The following is a 20,682-nucleotide window of genomic DNA, read 5'->3' on the forward strand; positions in this document are numbered from 1 at the left end:
TCAACGCAGCCGAAGACAACGATGTACTCATTGCCGGTTCTGGCGCTGAGTCGGGTAACAGCGTGACCGTCACCATCACGGATAACAATTCATCAGTCAGTCGTACCGTGACCGCCGATAACTCCGGTAACTGGACGCTCAGTGGCAGTGAGCTGGATGTCAGTGGCCTGAACAATGGCACGCTCACCGTATCGGCAACGCAAGCGGATACGGCAGGCAATACCTCTAGTGCAGCAACACAAAGCATTACACTGGATAATGTTTCGCCATCAGGCCAGTCTGTCGCTGTCGACCAAACCGTGATTAACCGCGACAACGAGTCGGCACTCAGCTTTACCCTATCTGGCTTAGAAGGTTCTGGTTCATTTACATATCAGGTCAGTGACGGCACTAATACTGTTTCAAGCAACAGCGCGACAACAATCACAGCAAGTAGCCAACAGCTAACGGGCGTTGATGTGAGTACGCTTAATGAGGGGACCTTAACACTGACCGTGACTGTATCCGATGAAGCGGGCAATGCTTCTGAAGGGGTCACTGCCACGGTGACTAAGCAGTACAATATTGCGCCAGTGCTGTCGGGGACACCTGCTACTTCAGTAAATGAAGATGAGGCCTACAGCTTTACACCGACTCTGACTGATTCGGACGATGGAGATACACACACCTTTAGCATTGTGAACAAGCCAGACTGGGCAGAGTTTAGCACCACGACGGGCGCCCTCACCGGGACGCCAACGGATAGTGATGTTGGTACCCATGCAAATATTCAAATTTCAGTCTCGGATGGCACCGATCAGGCAACGTTGACAGCCTTCAGCATTGAAGTGGTAAACACCAATGATGCGCCGGTTGGACAGGACTTTACCTTCACGTTAGATGAAGAAGCGACGCTTACAGTAACAGCGGTCCTCGGTTTGTTAAGCACTGCCACGGACGATGACACGGATAGCGGAGACACCTTAACAGCGAGTGCTGTAAGCCAACCACAGTACGGTCAGTTGACGCTGAATGCAGATGGCAGCTTCAGCTATCAGCATGACGGTAGTGAAAACCACAGCGACAGCTTTACTTACCAAGTCACAGACAGTAACAATGTAAGCTCTGCAACTCAAACGGTGACGCTGACAATTACGCCGGTGGCGGATGCGCCAACTGTGGTTGATGACTCAGCAACGACGAATGAAGACACAGCCGTTATTTTCGACCTGCTGACCAACGACAGCGACCCAGAAAATGACTTGGTTGAGGCCTCAGCCGCTATCGCGACCCAGCCTGGCAAAGGAACTGTGACCATAGTTAATGGCGTGGTAACTTATACGCCAAATGCCAATGAAACGGGCCAGGATACGTTCACCTATACGGTTAAAGATGCGGCACTTAATACATCCGCAGAAGCAACTGTGACAGTGACCATCACGCCTGTTAACGACCAGCCCACAGTGCAAAACTTCACTGTATCAATTGATGAAGACAACGCCAGTGAGGCCATTGCTGTGCGTGCCGGTGCTAGCGATATTGAGGACGGTACGCCCTCGGGTGATATTGCTCTTGCCACGCAACCTTCAAAAGGGAGCGTAGCAATAGATCAGCAAGCTGGTACTTTGGTGTATACGCCAAATGCAAACGAGACCGGCGCAGACACCTTTACTTATACCATCAAAGACAGCGAAGGCAGTACCTCAGAATCTGGTACTGTCACTGTAAACATAGGCGCTGTGAACGACCGTCCAGTTGTTGCTGATGACAGTGTGACCACCAATGAAGATGTCAGCGTGACGCTAGACATACTGAGTAACGACTCGGATGTAGAAGATCAGGGCTTTAATGGCGCAAATGTTACACTGGAAGATCAGGGTAACGGCGCGGGCAGTTATGCCAAAGCAGATGTCAGCATACTAACAGACGGTACATTACAGATAGCACCTAAACAAGACGAGACTGGCACCTTTAGCTTCACTTACACACTGACTGACAGTGAAGGGCTCAGCTCAGATGCAGCAACGGTGACAGTGACTCTGACTCCTGTGAATGACGCGCCAGTTGCTGTTGACAACGTTGCGCAGTTAATGGAAGAGGGCTCGTTTGAAGTCAATGTGTTAGGTAATGACACCGATGTGGATGAAAATGACAGCTTTGATGCGTCAAGCGTCACTGTAGTTCGTGCGCCAAGTAGTGGTCAAACACAGGTCACGACTGCGGGTGCAATTATTTACACCCCTAACACTGACTTCTCCGGAGAAGATACCTTTACCTATACGGTAGCGGATGCGGCCGGTGCGGTTTCGAACGAGGCGACAGTCACTATGACGGTCATTCCGGTGAATGATGCACCAGTGCTTTCTGGTACGCCTGCAACCGAGGTTAACGAAGACAGCGCCTACAGCTTTACCCCAACCGCGACGGATGCGGACGCTGACACATTGACCTTTAGTGTGCAAAATCTACCATCGTGGGCCAGCTTCGATACAACCACAGGCTCAATAACGGGCACGCCAACGAATGATGACGTTGCTACTTATCAGGGGATTGTGATTAGTGCGACGGATGGTACTGAAACTGTGAGCCTGACTGCCTTTGATATCACAGTGGTTAATACCAACGATGCGCCGACAATTTCTGGCTCACCTGCAACCAGTGTCAGTGAGGACACGGCATATAGCTTTACGCCAACAGCCAGTGATGTAGATGTAGGCGACAGCCTGACCTTTAGCATTGCGAATCAGCCTGCCTGGGCAGGTTTTGATGCTCAAACGGGTACGCTCTCAGGTACGCCGACGAATGACAATGTAGGTACAACCTCGGATATTGTTATTAGTGTGAGTGATGGCACAGAAACAGTCTCACTGGCTGCATTCTCATTAACAGTAACGAATACCAATGATGCACCTGTTATCTCAGGAACGCCGGCGACCAGTGTGAATGAAGACACGGTTTATAGCTTTGTACCGACGGCGTCGGATGTTGATAGCGGTGACACACTCACCTTTAGCGTGACAAATCTACCATCGTGGGCCAGTTTCTCTACTTCAACCGGGGAGATAACCGGTACACCTGCTAACAGTGATGTTGGTACTTATCAGGGCATTGTTATCAGTGTTTCGGATGGCTCACAAACCGTTAGCCTGGATGCATTTGCAATTACGGTTGTGAATGTGAATGACGCACCGGTCATTTCCGGGACGCCCGCAACATCGGTCAATGAGGACTCAGCGTATAGCTTTACACCTGTTGCAGCGGATGATGATGGAGACAACTTAACCTTTAGCGTTGTTAATCAGCCAACCTGGGCGAGCTTTAACACGCAAACTGGTACGCTGTCAGGCACACCAACCAACAGTGATGTAGGCACCGTAAACGACATAGTGATTTCGGTGAGTGATGGCACGGCAACTACGTCCTTGCCTGCGTTCTCACTCACGGTTGTTAATACCAATGATGCGCCTGAAATTAGTGGTACACCAGCGACCAGTGTCAATGAAGATGCCAGTTATAGCTTCACTCCAACAGTGTCTGATGTAGATGCAGGTGATGTACTGGTTTTCTCTATCAGTAATCAACCTAGCTGGGCAAGTTTTGATACGGCAACAGGTACACTATCGGGTACGCCGACTGACGCTAATGTGGGTACCGACACGCAAATCGTGATTACGGTGTCTGACGGCAGCGCGCAGCAGTCATTAAGCGCCTTTGATATTGAGGTGGTCAATACCAATGATGCGCCAACGGCACAAGACTTTAGCTTTGGTCTTGATGAAGGACAGTTGCTAAGTATAACTACGACGCTGGGCTTACTCAGCACCGCGAGTGACGACGATTTAGATAGCGGCGATAGCTTGTCTGCCAGTGCGGTTTCTCAGCCTCAACATGGTGTTCTGAGTTTGAACGCTGATGGTAGTTTTAACTATCAGCATGATGGTTCGGAGAGCTCCAGCGATAGCTTTACCTTCCAGGTAACCGATGCACAAAATGCGGCCTCCGCTACGCATACGGTATCGTTAACAATTAACCCGATTGAGGATGCGCCAACAGCGGTTGACGACAGTGCAACAACCAACGAAGATACAGCGGTACAAATTGCTCTGCTAGACAATGACAGCGACCCAGAAGGCAATATGAACGCAGCTTCGGCTGTGGTTGTGAGTGCGCCGAGCAAAGGGTCTGTGTCCATTGCTAATGGCATCGCAACTTACACGCCTGCAACCAATGAGAATGGTCAGGATACCTTTACTTATACGGTTGCAGATACCGCGCTCAACACCTCCGAGCAGGCAACGGTTGTGGTGACAATCACGCCTGTGAACGACGCACCAGTTGCTGCAAACTTAACGATCAGCACTGACGAAGACACTCCGTCTGCGGCACTGGCTGTACGTGCTGCAGCAACGGACATAGAAGATGGCATTCCAACCGGAGACCTGACACTGACCAGCGCACCGAGTCTGGGTTTGGTTACGCTGGACCAGGAAGCTGGTACTTTAGTCTATGCACCAAACACCAATGAGACTGGTGAAGATACCTTCACTTATACCATTACAGATAGTGAGGGGCTGGCCTCGGCCTCAGCCAGCATTACTGTCAATATTGGTGCTATCAACGACCGCCCTGTGGTGGGTGATGATGCGGTCACCACGGATGAAGATATCACGGTTGTTCTCGATATCCTTGCTAATGATTCAGATGTGGAAGATCAGGGCTTTAATGGTGCGAATGTCACACTGGAAGACCAAGGTAACGGCGCCGGTAGCTATGCAAAAGCAGATGTAACTATTCTGGCCGATGGCACCTTGGAGATTGCGCCCAAACAAGATGAAACGGGTACCTTTAGCTTCACTTATACACTAACCGATAGCGAAGGGCTTACTTCCTTACCTGCGACAGTCACAGTCACTCTAACGCCGGTGAATGATGCGCCAGTAGCAGTCAATAATAGCGTTGAGTTGCAAGAAGAAGGGTCGTTTGAAGTAAACGTGCTGGGCAATGACTTTGATGTGGATGAAGGAGATAGCTTCGACTTGAGTAGTGTCACCGTTGTGAGTGCTGCTCAGAATGGCCAAACTACAGTGACCGCACAGGGCACCATTATCTATACGGCTAACACGAACTACTTCGGAAACGATAGCTTCACTTATACCGTGAAAGATCAGGCTGGCGCTGTATCGAACGAGGCTACGGTATCCTTGAGCGTCACCCCAATTAATGATGCACCGGTTGTTGAGGGGCAAGCATTGTCCCTGAATGAAGACGACACTTTGCTGATCACATTGAATGGCACCGACCCAGATGCCGATCCGCTGACATACAGCATAGTGTCTGGTGTGTCGTCTGGGTCGTTGCAGCAGCAGTCTGATACAACCTGGTTGTACACACCAAATGCAGACTTTAATGGCTCAGATAGCTTTAGCTTTATGGCAAATGATGGGGCGCTTGACTCAAATACAGCCACTGTGTCGTTAACGATTAATGCTGTAAATGATGCGCCAGTGATTTCTGGCACGCCAGATACCACAGTAGTCCACAACACTGAGTACAGCTTTACGCCGCAGGCTTCTGATGCTGATGGAGATGCGCTGACATTTGCGATTTCTAACTTGCCTGTATGGGCTCAGTTTGATACTGCAACGGGCACGCTATCTGGCACGCCGGGTAGAGATGACGAGGGCGTGTATAGCAATATTGTGATCAGTGTAACTGATGGGGTTGAACAGGCTTCTTTGAGCCCATTAGAGATTGCAGTTCAGTTTGTGAACAACCAGCCAGTTGCGAACAATATGGATGTGGTGGTCAATGAAGATGGCACAACCAGCTTTGTGGCGGACGCGTCGGACGAGGATGGCGATAGTGTCACAGTCTCCATTGAGCGTCAGCCTGTGAGTGGTTTACTGGTGCTGCAAGGTAATACTTTCACCTATACGCCGTTTGGCAACTTCAATGGCCTGGATAGTTTCAGCTACATTGCCAACGATGGTAGCCTGGACTCTGCTGCAGGCGAAGTGAAGATCACCATTAACGCAGTTAACGATCTGCCGGTCGCAGTGAACGATAGCTTTGTTTTCGAACCGCAGGCCAACAATACCTACACGCTTGATGTGTTAGCCAATGACACTGATGCCGATGCTGGAGATGTACTGAGAATTGTGGGTGCCAGAGCTTCGGTTGGCAGTGTCTCGATTGCTAACGGTACACTATTTTATGTGGCTCAGGCAGATACCCAAGGCTTAATAGTCGTTAATTATTTAATAGAGGACAGTCAAAAGGCACGTAGTAAGGCTACAGCTCAGGTGCAGATCAACTCCGCACCGGTAACGACGCTTCCTGTTATCACAGTCCCAACTGACGTAACAGCCAATGCAACAGGGTTATTTACCAAGGTGCCATTGGGTACGGCAACGGCTGTAGATGGTAATGGGAATACTATTCCTGTGTCTCTTGTTGATGGTACAACTCTGTTCGCACCGGGTACGCACTTTGTGTACTGGGAAGCAACGGATAGCCAGGGAGCTCAGTCCATCGCAACGCAAAATGTGTTTGTTAATCCACTTGTGTCACTGGAGAAAAACAGTGAGGTTGCGGAAGAGCAAAGCCATACAGTGAGTGTCTTCCTAAATGGTCTGGCACCGAGTTATCCGGTGACAATCCCATATACCGTCTCAGGGACTGCCGATGCTGCAGATCATGATTTAGCTGACGGTCAGGTGGTGATTGAGTCTGGTACATCCGGTCAAATTAATTTCAACGTGTTCGGTGATGGGGTCCTTGAGGGTAACGAAAACATCGTTATCACGTTGGCAGATTCGCTAAACCGAGGGGCAAAGTCGTCCACGACAGTGACTATTGTTGAAGAAAATGTCGCACCTAAAGTGTCTGTTAAAGTGACTCAGGCGGGCGAAACCCGTTCGTTGCTTTCTATCAACGATGAATTAGTTACTGTGACTGCAACTGCCAGAGATGCAAATCCGCAGGATAATGTAACATTAAGCTGGAATTCGGCTGATAATACCTTGGTCAATCAAAGTGCAGACGACAATACTTTTGTATTCAGCACCTCTGGGCTGGCAGAGGGAATTTACCAGTTGACCGTGACGGCAACGGACGATGCTCAGCCTAGTCTCTCTTCAAGAAGAGACATCTATCTTGAGGTGGTTGCCGAGCTGCAGGCGCTTACGCAAGTCGATACAGACGGAGACTTGATCCCTGACGACGAGGAAGGCTACGCCGATTCGGATGACGATGGTATACCTGACTTCCAGGATGCGATCACCGAATGTAACGTCATGCAGGAGCAAGCTGCGGAGTCTGCTCAATTCCTGGTTGAAGGTGAACCGGGTGTCTGCCTGCGTAAAGGTGCAACCGTGGCGCAAAATGAGACTGGTGGTGTTCAGTTGCTCGAAAACGAACTCCCTGCTGATGAGAATGCAATTAACATTGGCGGGCTATTTGACTTTATCGCGACAGGGCTGCCGCAGGCGGGTGATACATATACTATCGTAATACCTCAGCGCAGACCGATCCCTGCAAATGCACTCTACCGTAAACTCAAAAATAATGAGTGGGTCGACTTTGTTGTAGCCGATGGCAACGCCATATTGTCGGCGACAGGAGAGCCCGGTTACTGTCCACCTCCAGGCAGCAATGAGTGGACACAAGGGCTGACCGAAGGTGACTGGTGTGTGCAATTACAAATTGTTGATGGTGGACCAAATGACGATGATGGCATCGCCAATCGCAGTGTCGTAGACCCAGGTGGTATTGCGGTGCAAAGAACCAGTAATACTTTACCAGTGGCTGTTGCAGATGAGGTTACAATTGCAGCAGGCCAGCAAATCACCATAGATGCGCTGGAAAATGACACTGATGCAGATGGTAATGTTTTGACCATTACTGGCGCGACGGTTGACTTTGGCTCTGTACGGATCGTAGATAATAAACTGGTTTATACACCACCTGCCACCTTCGTAGGTGTTGCGACCATCCAATATAGTATTTCTGATGGTCAGGGTGGTACATCTAATAGTCAGGCTATTGTCAATTTGACCGTTAATAAAGCACCCACTGCTATGCTGGATGTCGCTACCACGGATGATAAAACAAGCTTAGTTATTGATGTTTTGGCCAATGACACAGATGCGGATGGTGATGAATTATTCCTTGTCAGTGCGGTGGCAACACATGGTAAGGCAACGGTGAACATTGATGGCACGCTGACCTACGAACCTAAACTGGGTTTCTCTGGAGAAGATGTCATTATCTATCAGGTGAGGGACAGTAAAGGCGCTGTCAGTCAGGGCATAGTCAAGATAACCGTCTCTGCTTATCAAACTGTGAGTGTGGAAAATACATCTTCGGGTGGTCTGGGAGGATTGTTAGTGATAATGATGTCGGCATTAATTCTACGTCGTCGTAATAGTAAATTGCCAGCCTATACACTGCTTACTACGAGCTGTTTATTGGCCAATCCGGTATTGGCCCAGCAGTGGCGAGTAGAGGCAGCCGTGGGGCAGGCTGAGGCTGACTATCAGGCGCCTGCTTCTGTTGGCGGGCTGACAGTCGGTGCAGTAGATGACACTAGTGAGTCCTGGTCGGCTGGTGCTTTTTACGAGCTAATGCCGAAGTGGGAAGTAGGGCTACGTTATATAGACTTGGGTCAGGGGCGTCTTGAGTTAACCGGCCAGTCTCTTACGCCAGATACAATACATGAGCTGGCAGCTCGAGCAACACCGGTATTACCAGAGGGCTTCGCGTTGCAATCCGGATTTGAAGTGCTGCGTTATGAGCGCTTTAGTGCGGCCTTGTTTCTTGGAGCGTTCGACTGGAAATATCAGATTGACAGCACACGTAATAGTAAGCACTTGCTGCAATATGAAAAAGAAGGAACCAGTGCTTATGGCGGCTTAACGCTCGGATATGATGTTCTGGAAAATACGTCTGTTAATGTGAGCTACAGTTACTACAACTTAAGTGAAAATGCTATCAATGAGATATCGGCCGGGATTAGCCTGAGATTCTAACCCGATTTTAAACTGATTGGGATTGGGCTGTTTGTCCAATCCCTTTTCCTTTGTACAAAAGAAAAGGGGAGCTCTATTAAATAGTCTAGATGCCCTGTGACTTATTCCAACCATAAATTCTACATTCGGCACTTCATAACGATACATTTCAGTCAGCGACTATGTTAGAGTCCTTCCGATAAGTACCGGTATAATCTACAGTCAGCATAAATAATTAGCATATTCTGTCCAGGCTGGTTGTAGAAATGGAGTGTAATTTTGCAAAGTAATGGAATAAATCTTAACGTCTCCTTGTTTGGCTGTTTAACTATTCTGGCCTCAGTCCTAATCTCTTCAGTGTCGTGGGATGTTTTCTACTATAAGTTTGATGCTCCTAAGTGGATAGTATTCGACCTTTTTATTTGCACTACTCTTACCTATGCATTTATTCAAAGGGTTGATATTGAAATTAGCCGAATTGGCTGGCTTTGCATTGGTTTATTACTCCTAATGCTTGTTTCATTAACATATGCAGTGAATCCTTATGAAGGTGTAGTGTTTATTCTTAGGTACTTAGGGAGCGTGCTGCTTGGTTACCTTCTGTTTAAACACATATGGCACCGGTATGGTGTCAAACTGCTCTTTGATATTGTTATCTATTCTTCAGTGGTTTTCTCGCTATTTTATATTGAATCGCGGATAAACGATTACGATTTAGTTCATGTAACGGCATTTTCTACATTTGGATTCAAAAATAACCTGGGGCAAGTGCTCAATATTTGGTTGCCGGTGCTCATTGCTGCGATCTTGTATCAGGGAAAATTAAATGCGCGCTCTGTCATTGGTTTCTTGTCTTTTATCATCTGTATTTGTGCGTTGCTCGAGTCCGGTACTCGCGGCACGATACTTGGGTTGCTGCTCGGCGAAGCAGTTCTTTTCTTGCTTGTATTTGGCAAACTCAAGGGTAAAGCACTAATCTATCTCACAATAACAGTCAGTTTAATAGCTGGAAGCATTGCGTACAGCCAGGTAGATAGTTATTTAGGAGGAAGGTTGAATGCCAAACTGCAAAGTATAAAGGACCTGAATACAGGGAGAGAGGCGTTGTTTGTCAATACGTTTGATATGCTCCTCAATAAACCTTTTGGGGTAGGAGTCAATAATTTTGAGTATATTCACCCCAAATTTGCAAAGCTTGGTACTGATGAGGCGTCGCCCATGGCGGGGGAAAATCGGATCCTCAGAACGCCACATAACATAGCACTGAAGTTTTTAAGTGAAACAGGTTGGCTTGGTGGGCTCATTTTTTCTTCAATACTTGCCTTGCTGCTGTTTAAGTCAATGGTGAATGCTTACAAAGGTAATCAGACAGATAGGTGGTTACTTGTTGCTGTGGTTTCTACTGTGTTCCACTCGATGTTTACTGCGCTCTTCCTGACTCCGGCAAGTTTGTTTTTCGCAATACTTTTGCTCTCTTTTGTACTGTACAGAAATAAGGAGTTAATTGAAGAAAATACAACGGGTATGAAAGTGCTCAGGTTTGGATACCTTGCTGTCTTACTCGTTTTATATTTGGGGGTTTTTACATCAAATCATCTGGCTAATTACTATGCCCATCATGGATATGTGTCTGCAAACCAGTTATACATGCAACGCAGTCTTACACTAAACCCTTACGATAGCAAAGCACTCTATGATTATTACATGCTTCAGAGGTATTTCTACAAAGACCATGAAGAGGCGTTAAATGCAATTGAGAAATTCTTACCGTTATATCCCTATCATACAAGTGGGCTCCTCGCGGCTGCAGAGCTCATGATAATGCAGCAAAATTACGCTGGGGCTTTGGAGCGGTTAGACTTTCTGTTGACATTTTACCCTGAACTAGCCCGCGCTCATGAGTTAAGAGCCGATGCACAGAAAAAGTTGGAGCAGCCCTCTTTCCTTGAATGACATTGGGTGGGTAGTTTATTTCTCATTAAGCTTTTGTAAAACAATAAAAAAAAGTTGTTTGTGTAGAAATGAGTTGATAGACTTCTCTCGTAGTATGGACCTGCTATAGTTCCAATTTTAAAAATAATACTTAATTCAGGACGAAGAAAATGACGAAGGAAATTCCATCGCTATTGTTGGTGATTGTTATGGCTGCCTCGCTTTCTGCATGTGGTTCAGGGGACAGTAAAGATTCAGTACAAACTGGTGATCAGGGTACAAGTGTTGATAAGCCCGTCACGTCAAAACCTAATCCAGAGCCGAAGCCTACTCCCGGTAAAGCAATTCACACAGTGTCTCAAACGGCACAAGCCCAGCCCGTAATACAAAGCGCTTCTTCTGGCCGTCACGATCTAAAAGCTTCAACAGTCATCGTGACTCAAAAAGCAAGCTCCAACAACTTCCAATTAGACAATGCTCAAACCGCTCTAGACTAACTTTTAAGGGAAATTATGTTTAAAGTTAATGCGTTAGCCGCAATGATTGCTGCTGCCAGTGCGATATCTATGCCTGCAATTTCAGCACAACTAAATCACCAAGGTACATTGACCAATTCAAATACACAAGAGGTCGTCAATGATACTTTAACCATCACATTTACACTGTATGCCAATGAACAAAGTTTGTGGCAGGAAGTCAGAGAAGTTCAGGTTGTAGACGGTCAATATAGTGTCCGCCTCGGCGAAAACAACGACATTGATGCCGCTATTTTTCAAAATACGGAATTAGAGCTTGGCATTAAAGTCGGAGACGATATTGAAATGTCTCCCCGATTACGTATCGACGCAGTCCCTAGTGCATATTACGCTGATGTGTCTGGTTCGGTGAAAGGGGCAGTTGATGCGACTCAAGTTTCCGTTGCCGGGATCCCTGTGATCAATGAAAACGGTGAATGGGTTGGTTCTACTACCGGCTTGAGAGGAGAGCCTGGCGCAGATGGCCGTGATGGTGTTGACGGTAAAGATGGTGTTGACGGCAAAGACGGAGTCGATGGTCAAGATGGTGCCCCAGGAGCGAATGGCCTTGATGGTGCTAAGGGTGAAAAAGGCGACCAGGGTGAAAAAGGCGACCAGGGTGAAAAAGGCGACCAGGGTGAAAAAGGCGACCAGGGTGAAAAAGGCGACCAGGGTGAAAAAGGCGACAAAGGTCTTCAGGTTAAAGGTGCCTGGGCAGAGCTTGCTGCCTACGTCGTTGACGATTTAGTTAGCTTCAATGGTAGCGCTTACATTGCTATTGCAGATGTCGCTGCCGTAGAAGAGGGTGGCGACGCAAATCCATCGCCAGATGTTGCAGCGCAGTGGTTGCAACTGGTTGCAAAAGGCGAGCAAGGTGAGGCCGGAGCAGACGGTAAAGATGGCGCTGATGGTCGTGACGGAGCCGATGGGGAAAAAGGCGAACAGGGTGAACCTGGCCTGCGCGGTGAAAAAGGTGAGCAGGGGGAGCCTGGCCAGCAAGGCGAAAAAGGTGAACAAGGCGAGCCTGGCAAGCAAGGTGAGAAGGGTGACCAAGGTGAATCTGGCCTGCAAGGTGAAAAAGGTGAGCAAGGTGAACCTGGCCAGCAGGGTGAAAAAGGCGAGCAGGGTGAAAAAGGTCAGAAAGGGCTACAAATTCGCGGTGCCTGGTCAGAGGAATTGGCTTATTCCATCGACGATGTCGTCGTACTAAATGGGAGTGCCTACATTGCTATCGCAAATATTGCGTCAACACAAGAGAGCGGAAGCATCAACTTATCACCCGAAGTTGCAACAGAAAGCTGGCTACGGCTCGTCGCGAAAGGTGAGCAAGGTGAAAAAGGCGACCGAGGCGAGCAAGGTGAAAAAGGCGACCGAGGCGAGAAAGGCGAGTCTGGCGAGAAAGGCGAACAGGGTGCCAAAGGTGAGCAAGGTGAAAAAGGCGACCGAGGCGAGAAAGGCGATCCTGGCGAGAAAGGTGAACAGGGTGCCAAAGGTGAGCAAGGTGAAAAAGGCGACCGAGGCGAGAAAGGCGATGCTGGCGAGAAAGGTGAACAAGGTGCCAAAGGCGAGCAAGGTGAAAAAGGCGACCGAGGCGAGAAAGGCGATGCTGGCGAGAAAGGTGAACAGGGTGCCAAAGGCGAGCAAGGTGAAAAAGGCGATCGCGGCGAGAAAGGAGACCCGGGTGAGCGAGGCGAGCAAGGTGCCAAAGGTGAGCAAGGTGAAAAAGGCGATCGCGGCGAGAAAGGTGACCCGGGTGAGCGAGGCGAGCAAGGTGAAAAAGGTGACCGAGGCGAGCAAGGTGAAAAAGGTGACAAAGGTGACCGTGGCCTGACCATTAAAGGCAGTTGGTCCGCAGAGTCTGCCTACAAAGCCGACGATGTGGTTGTTCATGAAGGACAAGCATATATTGCAAGGGTGGATATCATTGCTACTGAGGAATCAGGCTCGGTGAATGACGCGCCGTCTGCTTCCAACGACTGGTTGTCACTGTTTGCTGGTGTAGGATCAGGTTTGCCTGGTAAAGATGGTCTTGACGGTAAAGATGGTATTGATGGTAAAGATGGTTTACCAGGTCAGGATGGTGTGGACGGTCAAAAAGGCGAACGCGGCGAAAAAGGTGACCAAGGCGACAAAGGAGAAAAAGGCGATAAAGGTGACCAAGGCGAACAAGGCGAACGCGGCGAAAAAGGTGACCAAGGCGACAAAGGAGAAAAAGGCGATAAAGGTGACCAAGGCGACCAAGGCGAACGCGGCGAAAAAGGTGACCAAGGCGATAAGGGCGAAAAAGGCGACAAAGGTGATCGCGGCGAACAAGGTGAGCGCGGCGAAAAAGGTGATCCAGGAGCCAAAGGCGAGAAAGGCGACAAAGGTGACCGCGGCGAACAAGGTGAACGCGGTGAAAAGGGTGACCCTGGTGCCAAAGGTGACCAAGGTGATAAAGGAGACCGCGGAGAACAAGGTGAACGCGGTGAAAAAGGGGATCCAGGTGCCAAAGGCGAAAAAGGCGATAAAGGAGAAAAGGGTGACAAAGGTGACAAAGGTGACCGGGGCCTGACAGTCAAAGGCGAGTGGTCAGCTGAATCAGCCTACAGCATGGATGACGTGGTCGTGCACGAAGGGCAGGCTTATATCGCACGTGTAGACATACTGACGACCGAGGAATCAGGAACGGTTAACCTTGCTCCAGCATTGTCCCCTGACTGGCTATCGCTGTTTGCTGGCGTGGGGTCTGGTATGCCTGGTAAAGATGGTCTGGACGGCAAGGATGGCGCGCCCGGTAAAGATGGTGTTGACGGTGCTCCGGGTAAAGATGGCGCACCAGGCAAAGACGGTGTTGACGGTGCCCCGGGTAAAGATGGCGCACCAGGTAAAGACGGTGTTGACGGTGCCCCGGGTAAAGATGGCGCACCTGGCAAAGACGGTGTTGACGGTGCCCCAGGTAAAGATGGCGAACCTGGTAAAGATGGCGCGCCTGGTGCAAAAGGGCTGCAAGTTAAGGGTGATTGGAATGCACAATCTGGTTATCAGGTTGACGATGTCGTTACCTTCCAGGGCAGCGCATATATAGCATCAACAGCTATTACAGAAACGGATGGTGTTAATTTGTCTCCTGAGCAGGATACACAGCGCTGGCAACTGCTGGTAGCGAAAGGTTCAGCTGGCATAAACTTTAATGCTTCAGGCTATCTGCTGACCACCGAATACTTGGTTGGAGATGTGATTAGTTATATGGGCAGTGCGTTTATCGCCACCCAGGAAGTGGTGGGTGTGCCGCCAATGGATTCAGAGGGCAATGTTCAACAACCCTGGTCTATTCTGGCTAAGGGAGTTGATTACGACGTTGAACAGCTGGTTAAACGTACAGAGCTGCCCGATTTCACCTCGTTTGTACTAAGCTCGGATGTAACCCAAGTGTTGACCAACTATGTTACAGAAACACAGTTTAATCAGGCACTGGCAGCAAAAGCAAACCAAAGTGATGTTGATACAGCACTGGCAGCCAAAGCAAACCAAAGCGATGTTGATACTGCACTGGCAAGCAAAGCAAACCAAAGCGATGTTGATACAGCACTGGCAGGCAAAGCAAACCAAAGTGATGTTGATACAGCACTGGCAAGCAAAGCAAACCAAAGTGATGTAACAACGGCATTGGCAGCAAAAGCGAACCAGAGTGATGTTGATACAGCACTGGCAGCCAAAGCAAACCAAAGCGATGTTGATACGGCATTGGCAGCAAAAGCGAACCAGAGTGATGTTGATACAGCACTGGCAGGCAAAGCAAACCAAAGCGATGTTGATACGGCACTGGCAAGCAAAGCAAACCAAAGCGATGTTGATACAGCACTGGCAGCCAAGGCAAACCAAAGCGATGTAACAACGGCACTGGCCACGAAGGCGAACCAGAGTGATGTTGATACCGCACTGGCAAGCAAAGCAAACCAAAGTGATGTAACAACGGCATTGGCAGCGAAGGCAAACCAGAGTGATGTTGATACCGCACTGGCAGCCAAAGCAAACCAGAGCGACGTTACGGCGGCATTGGCAGCCAAGGCAAATCAGATCGATGTCAATACAGCGTTGGCGACCAAAGCAAACAAGAGCGACGTTAATACTGCGCTGGCGACCAAAGCAAATCAGAGCGACGTCAATACAGCGCTGGCGACCAAAGCAAACCAGAGTGATGTTAATACTGCACTGGCAAGTAAAGCTAACCAGGCTGATATGCTAACGGCCCTGGCTTCTACCCTTAAATTTACGCCAGCTAAGCTTACCTGGTCTTCAGAACATGCTTATCAGACCGGAGAGGTAGCACGCGTAGAGTTTAGCAATGACCTTTATGTAGCTAGTCAAGATATTGCTGGATCCAGCTCAATAAAGTCGCCAATGATAGATAAAGAGCGTTGGTCATTGTTGATTAAAGGCAATGAAGTCACTAGGAAAAACGTAATATTTGTGACGAGTACCGAATATAATGGAAACCTTGGAGGGATCAGTGGCGCAGATAGCATCTGTAACTCTCTTGCGAACGATGTTGACTCCATTGCACCTTCTGGCACCTACAAAGCGCTATTAGATGGTTTTTACAGCTCAGTTGATTCAACTTCAAAAGTTTACAACATCAATGGTGACTTAGTGGCTAACTCCAGAGGGGGCCTGTCATCCACTTTGCTATCTGAAATTTTATTTGATGAAAAGGGTAATGATGTGTCAGGTTCACGTGTTTGGACGAACACGACAGGTTCTGGCGGTTCGGACCGGTGGAACGCATGTAGTAACTGGAGGAGTACCGGGGCAGTTGATATGTACTCGTCTTCAGAGGCCATGACGGGATTAGTGGGTTCTAAGTCTAGTACTTGGTTACAAAACACGAGCATGAGTTGTAGCTTAAAAGCGCGCCTTTATTGTGTAAAACAGTAATGTGTGAACAAGCGCAATAACACGCAAGCCCGGCTAATTTAGTCGGGCTTTTTTATGTTATTTGCATCAAACCAGCAAACCCAAGTAAAATAAGGGCCAATATTGAAAAATACTTAAATTAAATGACCGACGCGCCACTTTCCACCCTATTACAACACCTTTCGAAACAGACTCTCACGAATGAAATTTACCGCCTCTTTCACGGTCGGGGTCGCAGTTACCCCGGGCTTGAGCACGTTACGGTCGACTGGTTACAGGGGCAGCTGCTTGTTTCCCTATTCAAAGAACATGAACCACAGTGGGTTGAATCGCTCAAATCTGAGTTACTGATACTCATTGAATCTCAGGGGTGGACTGAGCAAGTATCCTCGGTTTTGCTGCAACACAGGTATGCCAATGGCTCCCCCATAGATGTTGTGCATGGTACCTTGTCGGCTATGCCCGTTGTCAGCGAACAAGGCTTGAAGTTTGGCTTGTCTTTGGGCGCCAAACAAAATATGGGGCTGTTTTTGGATATGCGCCTGGGTCGGCAATGGGTGAAAAGCCAGGCAAAAGGCAAACGTATCCTCAATTTGTTTTCTTATACCTGTGGTTTCTCAGTTGCGGCTTTGGCAGGGGGCGCGGATCATGTCGTCAATCTCGATATGTCTAAGGCGGCTTTAAAACAGGGGAAAGTCAATCACCAACTGAATGGGCACGATTTAAGCCAAGTCTCCTTTCTGGGGCATGAGTTGTTTAAATCCTGGGGGAAAGTGAAAAAACTTGGGCCGTATGATTTGATCATTATTGATCCGCCCAGTTTTCAGAAGGGAAGCTTTGCCCTGACCAAGGATTATCAGCGGATCTTAAGACGTCTGGAGGATTTGTTAACCGAGCAGGGAGTCGTGCTGGCATGCGTTAACTCACCGCAAGTGAGCGCGCAATTTTTAATTGATGAAATGGCCAGAGAAGCGCCACAAATGCAATTCGATACCCGGTTACCAAACCCGCCAGAATTCCCCGACATTGATGAAGACAGCAACTTGAAGTGCCTGGTGTTTAGTACGAATAAGACTAATTAAGTTGCCACTTTGCAAGGATCTGTTGATATTTTCCCGTTGCTTTGAGCTGAGCCAGGGCATGCTTCAACAGATCTGCCCGTTGTGGCTCAAAGCTTAAGCTGGCTGCCAGATGCAGCTCTGAGGGAAAATTGGGCACCACCATCTTGCGCTCAACCTGCTCTGCAGGTAGCCCCAGCGCATTGAGTTCTTTGTTTATTGTCTGGGCATTGGTCAACACCAGATCAGTGCGGCCCTTAAACAGCATGTGCCATAACGTTTGGTAATGTGACACCAGCACCAGCTCATGCTCTTCAGAGAACCCCGCTGCACGCAAAAATCGTTCACTGTAATAGCCGCGAATAGTGCTAACACGATGTGCTCTGGCGCTATTTAAATCTTTGAGTGAAAAGGCGCGCTCTTTGAGACCAATTAAGTAGGCCTGAACATGACACATTACGCCCAGAAAGCGATAATTTTGTGCGCGCTCAGGTGTTTTTAGCCATGACAGCAATAGAGTATTGTCTCTTTCTCGCATTTCGTGCAGTGCACGTGCCATTGGCATGATCTCGATATGGCCCTGTAACCCGGTCTCGGTGAGTAAGTGCTCTGCAATTTCAACCAATGCTCCGGTGGGTTTGCCTTGTTTGTCCAGGTAATGATAAGGAGGCAAGTCTTCCGCAACGAAGCGTATCGCTGTGGTATGGCCAACAAAGGGTATCAAAGCAACAAAAAGGGTGAACAACAACGCAAAACGCATAGATACTCTGTTAACAGCCTAAAACCCGCAGTTTGCCGTGTTTGCAGACAAAAATCCAGCTCATCACCTCAGACCACCTGATAAGGGAACACTGTGCTCATAGTGGGAATTGCGTGCAGCCTGAGCGAACCGCACGCCATATGGACGGGCGTTAGTTTCTCAGGCGAATTTCAAACTTATCAGAATAACGTTCCTGCACCGCTTTTGCCGAGCTGCCGTTTGCATAGCCTGAGTCAACGCTGCCCTGGCGGGTGCGGGCAAGATAGAATTCTGCACTACATTCCTGACGGGTATTGATAGCGGTATTTTTTAGCTCTTCAATGGTGCTCAAGTCGAAAATCTGGGTTCCATCATCAGTCAGCTGCTCGTTGTTCACATTGACGAAAATGCTGTCACCGTCGTTTTTCTTACATTCAATTGTCAGTTTGCTCTCAAAGCGAGTGTCACCTTCCGTACCTGGGGTCCAGGCTAGGATTAGCTCGTCATTGACTGAATAGGACTGGTTTTTTTGTGGCGTGATAATCTCGAACGGACGAGGTAAGGTCATAGTTGTGGTCAGCGTTTTGTTTTCAGACGCTCTGGTGAAATCAACTGTAAACTGAGTGCCACCTGAGGTTGTATCAAAAATAGCGCGGTAATCCACGTCGAATAGCGCTTCATCTTCACTCATCACCTGGCTGACATTGCCCGCCTTTGCGACGAGCTTATCATTGGCAGTCAACCTGATATTGTTACCCGTTGGGCCATCAATGTTAAGCTCGGCAATCACTCGCGACGTTTCGCCAGTTGTGGTCACGTAAATTTTAGACCAGATTGCCTCTGTTTTTACATTCTCTGAGTCAGTGGTTTCATTTGAGCATGCCAGCAGTGTGGAGCATGCCAGCGCAAGCATAGAAAATCGTAAAGTATTCATTGTCTTCCCTTACAGGTTGGGATCATAACTGGCCCCATTCTAATCACGAACTGCAAAATAAAAAATGATGTTTTACATTTTTAAACAAACAAACTGGTTTTTAAAACAAACGTTTTGGTGTTTTGTTGGGATATTGCCACCTTGCAGAGCCAGATAAACAGGCTGATGATATTTTTACACCAAAATGGTAAGCGTTAAGCCTTGATTAATGAAGCGTGTTTAGGATGCTGTATTTTCCAAATACAGACGTGTCTGCCAGAACAACAATGACATAACATAAAAATAATTTAGCCACAGGAGTAGTATTGTGTATAAACTGGTTTGTATAACGCTCGGCTTATTAATGACATCTGCCGTGAGTGCACAGCAACCCAAACAGCAGAATATTGAGCATGTTAGCAATTGCTTTAGAGGGGCGTTTTCAGATTACGCCAGCTGGGTAGGGTTTATGGAAAAGAGATTGACAGCAAGGGGCTTAGACTCGCACAAAGTGAAAAAGCGACTGAGTGGTTTTACTGCTCGGTTTCCGAAAGCCAACTTCAATGAGTTCAAGCAAACCCTGTCATGTCAGACTTTTACCTATCATGTCGACGGTCGCGACGTTGCCGGGTATGTTATAAAGCCCAAACACGTCAATGAAAAGTTGCCCGTAATAATCTATAACCGGGGCGGGAACGGTAATTATGGCGCGGTCGTTTTTGGCAGTATGATGGCTAACCTATTTCCACTGGCCAAAGAGGGGTTTGTGATTGTGGGAAGCCAATATCGGGGTACATTCACGCAAGAAGAAAACCTTGATGAGTTTGGTGGCCAGGATGTGAATGACGTTATTGCATTGATGGATATTATCTCCCAATTTGATGGTGCAGATCCCCAACGAGTGGGGATGTTTGGTGCCAGCCGGGGTGCTATGCAAACGCATCTGGCAATGAAACAGATATCAGGCGTAAAAGCCGTTGCGACCATAGCTGGGGTTGTAGATTTAAACAAAGAGCTGACGTTTCGACCCGAGATGGAAAAGGTCTACAGCAAGCGAATACCAAATTATCACGCTACCAAAGCCGCACAGCTGGCCAGACGCTCAGTGATCAATTGGGTAAAAGAGCTGCCAAAAAATGTGCCGATTTTGTTAATCCATGGCGACTCGGACAAACGGGTGTCAGTTGAAAATTCAGTGCGCTTTGCCGAAGCGCTGGAAAAAGAAAAAATCCCAAATAAACTGGTTGTTTACAAAGGCGATAACCATTACATAGAGCGGAACGAGCAAGCCGCCTTTGCTGAGCTTTCCGAGTGGTTTCATACACATCTATAGTTACAGCCTAAGCAACATGAGCAGGGGCAAGTTTGAATCTTGCCCGCCTCTTCACCTTCTTCTTCGTATCGCCCTTTATTCTGATAAAGCTCCGTAAATCCAACAAAATGACGAGCTCTACTCCCATTATCATTCAACGTCAATTTGGGGCCTAAGCGACAGGCACCAGATTAGATCACTGTAGTTAACTGTATAATAAATGAGCTTTTTAATATTTCAGTATGTTTACACTTGAGGGTGCCTTCACTTTTTATACGGAGTTGAGGCCTGAGGACAGTGGGATACACTCATCAACAAGAAGAAGGAAAC

The 20,682-nt window shown here is 48.2% G+C and carries 8 protein-coding genes; 6 read left to right on the plus strand and 2 right to left on the minus strand.

Translation table 11 applies throughout. From position 1 onward, the window contains the following. The 5 genes from L1285_RS14335 to L1285_RS14355 all read left to right on the plus strand — a co-directional run. Positions 1-9,008 (plus strand): Ig-like domain-containing protein (locus L1285_RS14335; RefSeq protein ID WP_268836081.1); only part of this gene is annotated, 9,008 nt, incomplete at its 5' end. A gap of 258 nt (positions 9,009-9,266) precedes the next feature. After that, positions 9,267-10,940, plus strand: a complete 1,674-nt coding sequence (locus L1285_RS14340; RefSeq protein WP_235412895.1) for an O-antigen ligase family protein — start codon at positions 9,267-9,269, stop codon at positions 10,938-10,940. Between the two features lie 149 nt (positions 10,941-11,089). After that, a complete protein-coding gene (locus tag L1285_RS14345; RefSeq protein WP_235412896.1) occupies positions 11,090-11,416 on the plus strand; it encodes a hypothetical protein in 327 nt (108 codons plus the stop codon). Positions 11,417-11,431: 15 nt separating this feature from the next. Next, a complete protein-coding gene (locus L1285_RS14350) occupies positions 11,432-16,351 on the plus strand; it encodes a hypothetical protein (RefSeq protein ID WP_235412897.1) in 4,920 nt (1,639 codons plus the stop codon). Positions 16,352-16,473: 122 nt separating this feature from the next. Then, positions 16,474-17,412, plus strand: coding sequence for a class I SAM-dependent methyltransferase (locus L1285_RS14355; RefSeq protein ID WP_235412898.1), 939 nt, complete (start codon positions 16,474-16,476; stop codon positions 17,410-17,412). On the opposite strand, the gene L1285_RS14360 is transcribed toward L1285_RS14355, so the two are convergent. Together L1285_RS14360 and L1285_RS14365 are read right to left on the minus strand one after the other, a co-directional pair. Further along, positions 17,405-18,148 carry a substrate-binding periplasmic protein gene (locus L1285_RS14360; RefSeq protein WP_235412899.1) on the minus strand — a complete coding sequence of 248 codons (744 nt, stop codon included), beginning with the start codon at positions 18,146-18,148 and terminating at the stop codon, positions 17,405-17,407. The genes L1285_RS14355 and L1285_RS14360 overlap by 8 nt on opposite strands. A 151-nt stretch (positions 18,149-18,299) precedes the next feature. After that, positions 18,300-19,061, minus strand: a complete 762-nt coding sequence (locus L1285_RS14365) for a hypothetical protein (protein ID WP_235412900.1) — start codon at positions 19,059-19,061, stop codon at positions 18,300-18,302. 307 nt (positions 19,062-19,368) lie between these two features. Here L1285_RS14365 and L1285_RS14370 point away from each other — a divergent pair, with 307 nt between their 5' ends. Next, positions 19,369-20,373 carry an alpha/beta hydrolase family protein gene (locus L1285_RS14370; protein WP_235412901.1) on the plus strand — a complete coding sequence of 335 codons (1,005 nt, stop codon included), beginning with the start codon at positions 19,369-19,371 and terminating at the stop codon, positions 20,371-20,373. Positions 20,374-20,682 lie beyond the last annotated feature (309 nt).

Origin of the sequence: Pseudoalteromonas sp. DL2-H2.2, from assembly GCF_021532535.1 — a bacterium.
Taxonomy (GTDB): domain Bacteria; phylum Pseudomonadota; class Gammaproteobacteria; order Enterobacterales; family Alteromonadaceae; genus Pseudoalteromonas; species Pseudoalteromonas rubra_A.

What these genes read in the sequence shown, in the direction of transcription:
- L1285_RS14350 (WP_235412897.1), top strand. Translation starts at nt 11,432, where the DNA reads ATGTTTAAAGTTAATGCGTTAGCCGCAATGATTGCTGCTGCCAGTGCG.
- L1285_RS14345 (WP_235412896.1), top strand. Translation starts at nt 11,090, where the DNA reads ATGACGAAGGAAATTCCATCGCTATTGTTGGTGATTGTTATGGCTGCC.
- L1285_RS14360 (WP_235412899.1), bottom strand. Translation starts at nt 18,148, where the DNA reads ATGCGTTTTGCGTTGTTGTTCACCCTTTTTGTTGCTTTGATACCCTTT.
- L1285_RS14365 (WP_235412900.1), bottom strand. Translation starts at nt 19,061, where the DNA reads ATGAATACTTTACGATTTTCTATGCTTGCGCTGGCATGCTCCACACTG.
- L1285_RS14355 (WP_235412898.1), top strand. Translation starts at nt 16,474, where the DNA reads ATGACCGACGCGCCACTTTCCACCCTATTACAACACCTTTCGAAACAG.